This window comes from Agrobacterium sp. LAD9 (genome assembly GCF_003031125.1).
Classification (GTDB): Bacteria; Pseudomonadota; Alphaproteobacteria; order Rhizobiales; family Rhizobiaceae; genus Agrobacterium; species Agrobacterium radiobacter.
Genome location: NZ_PHGS01000020.1, coordinates 1 through 9,666, shown reverse-complemented (window position 1 = coordinate 9,666; position 9,666 = coordinate 1). Strand labels below are relative to the sequence as shown.

The 9,666-nt window shown below is 60.0% G+C and carries 10 protein-coding genes; 6 read left to right on the top strand and 4 right to left on the bottom strand.

Features of this window, described 5'->3' with window-relative positions:
* A partial coding sequence (locus tag DA915_RS20780) for an iron-containing alcohol dehydrogenase (RefSeq protein WP_153064592.1) occupies window positions 1-464 on the bottom strand: 464 nt, incomplete at its 3' end.
* Between the two features lie 4 nt (window positions 465-468).
* Window positions 469-1,050: a shikimate kinase gene (locus DA915_RS20775; RefSeq protein WP_003509869.1), complete on the bottom strand. Its 582-nt coding sequence runs from the start codon at window positions 1,048-1,050 to the stop codon at window positions 469-471.
* 188 nt (window positions 1,051-1,238) lie between these two features.
* On the opposite strand from DA915_RS20775, the gene DA915_RS20765 reads away from it, so the two are divergent.
* The 5 genes from DA915_RS20765 to DA915_RS20745 all read left to right on the top strand — a co-directional run bounded on the left by DA915_RS20765 (window position 1,239) and on the right by DA915_RS20745 (window position 5,142).
* Window positions 1,239-1,412: a hypothetical protein gene (locus DA915_RS20765; protein WP_003509868.1), complete on the top strand. Its 174-nt coding sequence runs from the start codon at window positions 1,239-1,241 to the stop codon at window positions 1,410-1,412.
* Window positions 1,409-2,395, top strand: coding sequence for a site-specific tyrosine recombinase XerD (xerD, locus tag DA915_RS20760; RefSeq protein ID WP_107677183.1), 987 nt, complete (start codon window positions 1,409-1,411; stop codon window positions 2,393-2,395). The genes DA915_RS20765 and xerD overlap by 4 nt, the downstream gene beginning before the upstream one ends.
* 60 nt (window positions 2,396-2,455) lie before the next feature.
* Window positions 2,456-3,409: an acetyl-CoA carboxylase carboxyltransferase subunit alpha gene (locus DA915_RS20755; RefSeq protein WP_107677182.1), complete on the top strand. Its 954-nt coding sequence runs from the start codon at window positions 2,456-2,458 to the stop codon at window positions 3,407-3,409.
* 192 nt (window positions 3,410-3,601) lie between these two features.
* Entirely contained in the window at window positions 3,602-4,897 is a 1,296-nt protein-coding gene (locus DA915_RS20750) for a L,D-transpeptidase family protein (protein ID WP_107677181.1), read from the top strand.
* The gene (locus DA915_RS20745; protein ID WP_107677180.1) at window positions 4,894-5,142 is read left to right on the top strand and encodes a sulfurtransferase TusA family protein; all 249 of its coding nucleotides are present in this window, start codon (window positions 4,894-4,896) and stop codon (window positions 5,140-5,142) included. Before DA915_RS20750 ends, DA915_RS20745 begins: the two co-directional genes overlap by 4 nt.
* Before the next feature lie 209 nt (window positions 5,143-5,351).
* Here the strand turns inward: DA915_RS20745 and DA915_RS20735 are convergent, their stop codons facing one another.
* Together DA915_RS20735 and DA915_RS20730 are read right to left on the bottom strand one after the other, a co-directional pair.
* Window positions 5,352-6,497, bottom strand: a complete 1,146-nt coding sequence (locus DA915_RS20735; protein WP_107677179.1) for a GTP-binding protein — start codon at window positions 6,495-6,497, stop codon at window positions 5,352-5,354.
* Window positions 6,498-6,690: 193 nt separating this feature from the next.
* Window positions 6,691-7,746 carry a D-alanyl-D-alanine carboxypeptidase family protein gene (locus DA915_RS20730; RefSeq protein ID WP_049832333.1) on the bottom strand — a complete coding sequence of 352 codons (1,056 nt, stop codon included), beginning with the start codon at window positions 7,744-7,746 and terminating at the stop codon, window positions 6,691-6,693.
* Between the two features lie 224 nt (window positions 7,747-7,970).
* Here DA915_RS20730 and DA915_RS20725 point away from each other — a divergent pair, with 224 nt between their 5' ends.
* Entirely contained in the window at window positions 7,971-9,134 is a 1,164-nt protein-coding gene (locus DA915_RS20725) for a M20 aminoacylase family protein (RefSeq protein WP_080864763.1), read from the top strand.
* Window positions 9,135-9,666 lie beyond the last annotated feature (532 nt).

Sequence of the window (9,666 nt, the reverse complement as noted above, 5' to 3'; positions counted from 1 at the left end):
ATGCCGGTCTTGCCGCCGACGGAAGAATCGACCTGCGCCAGCAGCGAGGTCGGTATCTGCACGAAGCGCACGCCGCGACGCACGATGCCCGCCGCAAAACCGGCGAGATCGCCGATAACGCCGCCGCCGAGTGCGATCACCGCATCGTTACGCTCCACTCTTGCCGCCAGAACCGCATCGCAGACGGTGACCAGATGCTCGAAGCTCTTGGTCTTTTCGCCAGCCGGCAGGGTGAGCGAAACGGCCTCGATGCCATCAGTCTGCAGGCCATCCATCAGGCCTTCGAGATAAAGCGGCGCGACGTGCTCATCGGTGATGATCGCCGCGCGCCTGCCCTTCAGCCGCGCCGAAATTTCGCCGCCCGCCCGGCCGATCAGGCCAGGCCCGATCAGAATGTCATAGGCGCGCTCGCCGAGCGGCACATGGACGAGACGTTCATCGGCGTGGATTTCGGAAGGCGTCATGGTGTCAGTCTTTCTGTTCGATGCCGGCTATGGCGGTCAACACTTCGGTCACGATGATTTCCTTGCGGACATCACGGGATTCGATGGTCATGTCCGCTTCCGCATAAATCGGGTAGCGCTTCTCCATCAGCGCCGCCAGGGTGGCCTTGGGATTTTCGGTCTTGAGAAGCGGACGGTGGTCGCGTTTGTTGACCCTTTCCCACAACACCTCGAGATCGGCCTTCAGCCAAAATGAAATGCCGCCGCGCGTAATGTGCCGGCGGGTATTGTCGTTGATGAAGGCGCCGCCGCCGGTGGAGATGACCTTGGGGCCTCCGCGCAGCAGGCGCTTGATGACCCGCGTTTCCAGCGCCCGGAACTCCTCTTCGCCATAGGTGGCGAAAAGTTCCGATATCGTCATGCGCGATACGCGCTCGATTTCGACATCCGTATCAATGAACGGAACCTTGAGCTGCTGGGCGACCATGCGGCCCACCGCCGACTTTCCAGCCCCCATCAGCCCGACGAAGACGATGTTGCGCCGTCCGAGCTTTGCCCGCGCTTGCTCCCCGAGTGTGGCCGGGACGGATAAATTCGTTTCATTCATAAATTTGAAAGCCCGTTTGGCATGGATATCTGCAAATGTTTACGAAGCGTCAAGCCAAATTGCTGACTGAATTGCGGTGAATCACAATCATCGCCGCATGCGGCACGGGGCGGAGCGGCCATTTTGATCTTGTCGCCGCTTTCGCCGCACCGCATATAGATTTCGACCGCCACCCTTACGGAGCCGCCATGCCCACCCTCTTCCGCTTCACGATGATACTGGCGACCATCGCGGGGCTGATCTATGGCGGCATGGTGCTGCTCGTCATGGTCGTCAAGCCGCGCGACCGCGAGGTGACGGTGCGCATCCCCTCCGAGCGGCTGAACCCGCCGGCGACAGAACCGGCAAGGCGCACCCCATGAGCGGGCAACCGACGACAGGGCGCGACGGCGCGCGGCTCGAAAGTTTTCTGGAAATGATGAGCGCCGAGCGCGGCGCCGCCGCCAACACGCTCTCTTCCTATGAGCGCGACCTTGTCGATCTGCGTGAATTTCTCAGCCACCGCGGCCAGTCATTGACCGATGCCGCGACACCAGACCTTTCCGCCTATCTGACCCACCTTTCCGCTCAGGGCTTTGCCGCAACCTCGCAGGCAAGACGCCTTTCCTCCATGCGGCAATTTTATCGCTTTCTTTATTCGGAAGGGCTGCGCGGTGACGACCCGACCGGCATCATCGATGCGCCCAAGAAAGGCCTCGCCCTGCCGAAAACGATGAGCGTCGCCGATGTGAACAGGCTACTTGGGCTCGCGGCGCAAGAGGCTGCAACCGCAGGTCCCGGCCAGCTTGCCCGCATCCGCATGCATCTGCTGCTTGAGCTGCTTTATGCCACCGGCATGCGTGTCAGCGAACTCGTGTCCTTGCCCGTCAAGGTGCTGCGCCAGGAAGGCCGCTTCCTGATGATCCGCGGCAAGGGCAACAAGGACCGCATGGTTCTTCTTTCCCGTGCCGCCATCGAGGCGATGGAAAAATACGAGGCAGCCCGAAAGGCGCTCGTGCAGGAAAAAGACAAGGCGCCGAAAAAAGCCGAAGCCACGGAGAGCCCATGGCTCTTTCCTTCCAGCAGCAGGCAAGGGCACCTACCCCGCCAGGTCTTCGCCCGCGACCTTAAGGACATCGCCATTCGCGCGGGTCTGACCCCGTCCGTGATATCGCCGCATGTCCTGCGTCACGCCTTTGCCAGCCACCTTCTGCAGAACGGTGCGGATCTGCGCGCGGTGCAGGAACTGCTCGGCCATTCCGACATTTCAACGACACAAATCTATACACATGTGCTGGAAGAACGCCTGCAAGAGCTGGTACAAACACATCACCCCCTTGCCAAACAGGGCAAAAACCTTGATTAGAGCGACCGGAACCGCCGGATAATCCGGTCAAACCTTGCGCAACGATCGGAAACGGATCTCATGCACAATTATCTCGACTTCGAAAAACCTATCTCGGACCTTGAGGGCAAGATCATCGAGCTGAAGAAGCTTGCCGATGAAGACGAGAGCATAGACACCTCGGAGGAGATCAACCGCCTGGAATCGCGCGTCAACGACGCGATGCAGGACATCTATTCCAAGCTGAACGCCTGGCAGAAAACGCAGGTCGCGCGCCATCCGCAGCGTCCGCATTTCGTCGATTACGCCAAAGCGCTGTTCACGGATTTCACGCCGCTCGCCGGTGACCGCAAATTTGCCGAAGACGCCGCCATTCAGGCGGGCCTTGCCCGTTTTAACGGCCAGCCCATCGCCATCATCGGCCAGGAAAAGGGCAACGACACCAAAAGCCGCCTGAAGCACAATTTCGGCAGCCCGCGCCCGGAGGGTTACCGCAAGGCGATCCGCGTGCTGGAACTGGCCGACCGTTTCTCGCTGCCGGTCGTCACCCTCATCGATACGGCTGGCGCCTATCCCGGCGTTGGCGCTGAAGAGCGCGGCCAGGCCGAAGCCATCGCCCGCTCGACGGAAATGTGCCTCAACGTGAAGGTGCCGATCGTCTCCGTCGTCATCGGCGAAGGTGGTTCGGGCGGCGCAATCGCGATCGCCACCGGCAACCGCGTCTACATGCTCGAACATGCGATCTATTCGGTGATCTCGCCGGAAGGTGCCGCCTCCATTCTCTGGCGCGATTCGACCCGCGCCAAGGAAGCCGCGACCAATATGAAGATCACTTCGGAAGATCTGAAGTCGCTCGGCGTCATCGACGGAATCATTCCGGAGCCGATCGGCGGCGCGCATCGCGCCCCGGAAACCGTCATCAATGCAACCGGTGACGTCATCGCCAAGGCTCTGGCCGATCTTTCCCAGCGTTCCGGCACACAGCTGCGCGCCGAACGCCGCCAGAAATTCCTGGATATCGGCCGGAACCTTTAAGCCCGGCCTTATTTTCCTTGAATATCGCCCCAACTCGGCCATAGTCCGGTCACATCAAAAGATGTATCGGCGGCCGCGGGGGCGGATCCGATTTGAGTTAAGAAGATGTAAACGGTTAATACCGTATTTAAAATACACACGGGACGGTGTAGAACTGCCGCCGCTTCGTGCCATCGTCTTTCGGATCAGATCATGCGTTTGACACATTTTGCACTTCTTGCCTGCACCGCGCTCGTTCTTGCCGGCTGCAACGATACGCTCGAAACCGTTGAGCGCGACGTCTCCCACGTCAAGAACAAGGTCGATTACCCGCTGTCTCCGTCCATTCTGGCCGAGATCGACAAAAGGGGCATGGACCGTACCTCGCCGATCATGATCCGCATCTTCAAGGAAGAAGGCGCCTTGGAGATCTGGAAAGCCAGGCGCGACAACCGTTTCGAGAAGATCGCCGGCTACGAGATTTGCGCATGGTCCGGCAAACTCGGCCCCAAGGTGAAAGAGGGTGACCGGCAGGCGCCGGAAGGTTTCTACAACCTCACTCCCGCTCATCTGAACCCGAATTCGAAATATTATCTCGCCATCAATACCGGTTTCCCGAACCGTTACGATGCCGCCAATGGCCGCAACGGCACCAATCTGATGATCCATGGCGCCTGCTCGTCCTCTGGCTGCTATTCGATGACGGATGCACAGATTCTTGAAATCTACGGTTTCGCGCGCGACGCCTTCAAGGGCGGCCAGAAAACCGTGCAGCTGCAGGCCTTCCCCTTCCGCATGACGGCGGAAAACATGGCTCGCCATCGCCAGAGCGAGCATCTCCAATTCTGGAAGATGCTGAAGGTCGGTTACGACAATTTCGAAGTCACCAAGCGCCCCCCGGAAGTGAATGTCTGCGAGAAGAAATATGTCTTCAACCAGCAGACCGAAGGCGGCAGTTTCAATGCCGCCGCCCAGTGCCCGCCGATGAGCACGCCGCCGGCACTCGCAAGCGCGCTTTCGAGCTACGAAAAGACCTACGATCTCGCCTATGCAACGGCGATGAAGAAATATGACGGCATGGCCTGGTACGACCCGAGCGAGGCGGAGCGCAAGGCGCTGGTTGCCGAAAAGCGCAAGGGCCGCGAACCCGCCTATGCGCCGACCGGCTCGGCGCTGAAAGCCGGCAAGCTGATGAAGGAAACGGAATATGCCGCGCTGATGGAGAAGAAGGCGCAGCAGGTGACGTCGTCCTCACCGGCCACAACCGCAACCGCCTCGGCCCTGCGCGGCCCGCGTCCTTCGGCCGTCCAGCCCGCTGCTCCGCAATCGAACCCGGCACCCGCGGCACCGACGATGGTTGCCTCGGCCACCCCGGCCGCAGCCGGTCAGACCGGAGCTGCCGCCCAGAGCGTCCCCGTTCCGGCCATGAACCCGCTTGCCTATTCCGCCGCACCGGCACCGGAAGCGCCGGAAAAGAAGCCGTTCTGGAAGTTCTGGGCCAAGGAATGAGCGAAACGGCCGATATCGTTTATGATTTAAGGGGGCTTAAATGCCCCCTTCCGGTTTTGAGAAGCCGCAAGAAACTCGCAACCCTGAAGAGGGGCGATGTTCTGACCGTCGAGACGACCGATCCGCTGGCGGTGATCGATATTACCCATATGTGCAATGAAGATGGGCATAGTCTGGTTGAGACCACTGCGCTGGATAAGGGGCATCGGTTTCGAATTGTGAAGGGCGGGGAAACCGACATTTGACGGTGTCGCCGGTGGTTCACCCCCCTCTGCCCTGCCGGGCATCTCCCCCTCAAGGGGGGAGATCAGCAGGATGCGCCGTCGCCACTACATTCGCAACGGTTAAGATGGGCGAGACCTAGCCGCAAGTCGATCTCCCCCTTGAGGGGGAGATGTCCGGCAGGACAGAGGGGGTGAACTACACCCATCGACCTAGGCCATCACGGCGCGACCTAAAACCGCAACCCGGAAACCGCCAACGGATTATCCGTCATCGCCTGCCTGTCCGGCCGGTCAATGCCCGGTGCACTTGTAAAGGCGGCGAACAGGTCCTTTACGAAGGCTTCCGGCAAATCCTTCGTAATCAGCACCATGCGCGTACGCTGATCGGCCGGGTCCGGCCAGGCCGCGAGGCGCTCGGGCGTGTGGAAAATATTCTGCACCCCATGCAGCACCAGCGGCCGGCCCGGATTATCCGACAGCTTGACGATCGCCTTCATGCGCAGGAGCTTTTCACCATGCGCCGAGCGCAGCAAATCCACGAACATGTCGATCGCCATCGGGCTGACCGGCTGGTCGTGGATGATCGAGAAGGACCGGATGGATGCGTCGTGCCGGTTCACATCGTGATGATGGTGATGGTCGTCGTTGTCGTCATGATGGTGGTGATGATCATGGTCATGGTCATGGTCATGGTGGTGATCGTCTGCCGCCTCTTCGCCCAGCCAGCGGCCGACATCGGCATTCTTGCTGCCGGCATCGTAAAGGCCGTTGTCGAGAAGCCCCGCAGCGCTCCAGTCGGTTTTGTCACCATCCTCAATTGTCGCACGCGGATTAAGAATCTGGAGGCGGGCTGTCAGCGCGGAAATCGTGGCGGCATCGGCAAGAGCGCGCTTGGTCATCACCAGACGGTCGGCCACGGCCGCCTGTTTCACCGCCTCCTGATGGTTATCCAGAGTGGAAAGGCCATTCACGGCATCCACCACCGTAATCATGCCGTTCAACACAAAATTCTGTGCGATAACGGGGTTGCCCATGACCGACTGCATGACGGGGGCGGGATCGGCAAGACCCGTGGTCTCGATGACCACCCGTTTTACCGGCTTCAGCTTGCCTGTCTGGATACCATCCATCAGTTCCGCCAGCGTATCCACCAGCTCGCCGCGCACCGTGCAGCAGAGGCAACCCTCCGCCAGTTCGATGATGCCCTCGCCCGCGCTTTCGACCAGCATGTGATCGATGCTGACATCGCCGAATTCATTGATGATGATCGCCGCATCGCTCATCGCGGGATCCTTGAGAAGCCGGTTGAGCAGCGTCGATTTTCCGGCGCCGAGAAATCCGGTGATGATGGAAACCGGGATGCGATCGCGAGACATGACTTGCCTGTATGTTGATGGCCGCTCCGGCCGGTCACTGGACGACGCGAAACCCGGAGCCGCATGGAGCTAAAAGAAATCGCCCGAGGCTGGAAGCCACGAGCGACATTGTAATATCATAACATCATTGGCCTGCGAATACACAAAGTGCATCGCCACCCCGGCACTGGCCCCTCAAGGCCACCACCGACGATCAGAATGTCGGGCGCGGGATCGGGATCGGCACGTTCGCGAGTTCACCCTTGCCAGCTCCCTTGGCGGCATTCACCGCCACCGTCTCGCTGCCCGGAATGAGACCGGCGAAGGAATATTCCGGCGGGCGGGTCATTTCCTGCACGTAGGGCGAATGGATGACCATGCGGCCAGCCTCGTCGCGGCTTTCGCTGCGTACCTTGGCAGCCTTCGGATTGCAGATCTCGGCGCTGACATCATTCACGTCGCCGGTATCGCCATAGGGCGCCAGCGAGGCAAGCGAAACACCCTGGCCGGAAGGCGCAGTCAGCCCCATCTGCAGCAGATCGGCCGACTGGTCGGTGCGCCCGGCAAGGCTGTCCGCGCCGAGCACGACCGTGATGACCGAGCGGCCATTGCGCACGGCTGACGATACCTGGTTGAAGCCGGAGGCACAGATGAAGCCGGTCTTCATGCCGTCAGCGCCATCAAAGCGGCCAACCAGCATGTTGAAGTTGGCGTAATTCTTCTTGCCGGTGCTGACGCCCTCCAGCGAGAAATAATGGGCATATTCCGGGAATTCCCGCTTGATGATCAGCGCCAGCAGCGCCAGATCCCGGGCGGTCGTATATTGTCCCTTGCCGGGCAGGCCATTGGCATTGATGTAACGGGTCGAGCTCATGCCCAGCCGCTGCGCCTGCGCATTCATCTGCGCCACGAAATTGTCGCTGGTGCCGCCGATGGTCTCGGCGATCGCCACGGCGATGTCATTGGCGGATTTGATGAGCAGCAGCTTCAAGGCGCTGTCCATCGTCAGCTTCTGGCCCGGCTTGAAATACATTTTCGAGGCCGGCTGGTCGGCGGCCTTCTTGCTCATCACCACTTCCGTCTGCGGGCTGATCTTGCCGGCCTTCATCTGTGAAAAGGCGATATAGGCGGTCATCAGCTTGGTCAGCGAAGCGGGATACCACTTGCGGAAGGCTTCCTGGTGGGAAATCACCTTGCCGGTTTTGACATCGACCACCATTTTCGGATTGGCATTTGCCACGGGCGCCACGGCCACGAGGCCTGCGGTCATGATGGCAACGGCTGCGGAGAGCCGCAGGGCGGCGTTTGGCGATTTAAAAGTCTGTGGCAAGGCTAGTCCTCGAATTCCCGTCTTCGGTCGGGGAATGGCAATATTCACCATATATGTCCTAGCAATGGCAAAGTACATTGATTACGTCAATTATGCGGCGCACTATCCACCACGGAGGATAGGATTTTACGACACGCCGTACCGATGAACCCAGGAATGAACGAATGCCGATTTTGAACAGAGCCGCCGAACTCCAGCAGGAAGTCAGCGAATGGCGGCATCACCTGCATGAAAATCCCGAGATTTTGTATGATGTCGACAACACCGCAGCCTTCGTTGCGGAGAAGCTGAAATCTTTCGGCGTTGACGAAATCGTGACCGGTCTCGGTCGCACAGGTGTGGTCGGCATCATCAGGGGCAATCTTCCGGGCAATCGCACCATCGGCTTCAGGGCGGATATGGACGCCCTCCCAATTCTGGAGGAAACCGGCAAGCCCTGGGCCTCCAAAACCGCGGGCGCCATGCATGCCTGCGGCCATGATGGCCACACGGCCATGCTGCTTGGCGCGGCCAAATATCTCACCGAGACCCGCAACTTCGCCGGCTCCATCGCCGTCATCTTCCAGCCGGCGGAAGAAGGAGGTGCCGGCGCGCTTGCCATGGTCGAGGACGGCCTGATGGAGCGTTTCGGCATCAACGAGGTCTACGGCATGCACAATATGCCGGGCATTCCGCTTGGCGCCTTCGCCATCCGCAAGGGCGGTATCATGGCGGCACCCGACAAGTTCTCGATCACGGTCAAGGGCCGCGGCGGCCACGCGGCCCAGCCGCACCGCACCATCGATCCGATTACCATCGGCGCGCAGATCGTCGGCAACCTGCAGATGATCGCCTCCCGCAACGCCGATCCGATCCGTTCCGTCGTCGTCTCCGTCACCCGTTTTCACGCCGGTTCCAGCCACAACATCATCCCCAACGAGGCCTTGATCGCCGGCACGGTGCGCAGCCTGGATGAAACGGTGCGCGATCTGGCGCAGGATCGCATCAAGCAGATGGCGGAAGGCATTGCCCTTGCCAACGGAGCGGAAGCGGAAGTCGTCTACGAGCGTTATTGCCCGGTGACCTTCAACCACGCCACCGAGACCGACCACGCCATCCTTGTTGCCCGCGATGTGGCGGGCGAACCGAATGTCGACGCCGATGTCGATCCTTCCATGGCGGGTGAAGATTTCTCCTTCATGCTGAAGGAAAGACCGGGCTGCTTCATCTTCATCGGCAACGGCGATTCGGCAGGCCTCCACAATGCCGGTTATGATTTCAACGATGACGCCATCGCCTACGGCATTTCCTATTGGGTGAAACTGGCTGAACAGCGCCTGGCGAGCTGATTGCCGGCGGAAGTGAAGAAAGCCGAGGACGAGATCAACCGCGATAAAGAACGCGGTTGATCCGCGGGCATCGCCGGGTTAAAGAGCAATTCAGTGTCCACGTAGCTCAGCAGGATAGAGCACAGGATTCCTAAGACAAATTGGGGGTTGCGCCCGGAAACGACGCAATCGATCTGCTCAAAGTCGGGGAAAGCTTCGCTGGTCTTCCAGCATGCCAATCCCGAGCCAAGCTCCGGAGAAATCCGGTGAAGGTGTAGAGACTGGATGGGCAGCACCTAAAGGCCTCGATGGCCCATGGTGAAGGGACAGTCCAGACCACGAACGTCTTGCCCGGCAACGGCGGGACGGCGGCGAAAGCCGAAGCGGTATGAATCCTGGGGTCGGAGGTTCGAATCCTCTCGTGGACGCCATTTTCCTGCAAAATCTAGTAAAAACTACGCTGTAGGTGATTGCGTTCCATAGGTTTGTCGCTATTTCACTTGGTCGGGTCGAAATGCTCCGATAGGTGTGCCTGAGATAAAGAATAAGGCTT

What these genes read in the sequence shown, in the direction of transcription:
- DA915_RS20775 (WP_003509869.1), bottom strand. Translation starts at nt 1,050, where the DNA reads ATGAATGAAACGAATTTATCCGTCCCGGCCACACTCGGGGAGCAAGCG.
- DA915_RS20765 (WP_003509868.1), top strand. Translation starts at nt 1,239, where the DNA reads ATGCCCACCCTCTTCCGCTTCACGATGATACTGGCGACCATCGCGGGG.
- xerD (WP_107677183.1), top strand. Translation starts at nt 1,409, where the DNA reads ATGAGCGGGCAACCGACGACAGGGCGCGACGGCGCGCGGCTCGAAAGT.
- DA915_RS20755 (WP_107677182.1), top strand. Translation starts at nt 2,456, where the DNA reads ATGCACAATTATCTCGACTTCGAAAAACCTATCTCGGACCTTGAGGGC.
- DA915_RS20750 (WP_107677181.1), top strand. Translation starts at nt 3,602, where the DNA reads ATGCGTTTGACACATTTTGCACTTCTTGCCTGCACCGCGCTCGTTCTT.
- DA915_RS20745 (WP_107677180.1), top strand. Translation starts at nt 4,894, where the DNA reads ATGAGCGAAACGGCCGATATCGTTTATGATTTAAGGGGGCTTAAATGC.
- DA915_RS20735 (WP_107677179.1), bottom strand. Translation starts at nt 6,497, where the DNA reads ATGTCTCGCGATCGCATCCCGGTTTCCATCATCACCGGATTTCTCGGC.
- DA915_RS20730 (WP_049832333.1), bottom strand. Translation starts at nt 7,746, where the DNA reads ATGACCGCAGGCCTCGTGGCCGTGGCGCCCGTGGCAAATGCCAATCCG.
- DA915_RS20725 (WP_080864763.1), top strand. Translation starts at nt 7,971, where the DNA reads ATGCCGATTTTGAACAGAGCCGCCGAACTCCAGCAGGAAGTCAGCGAA.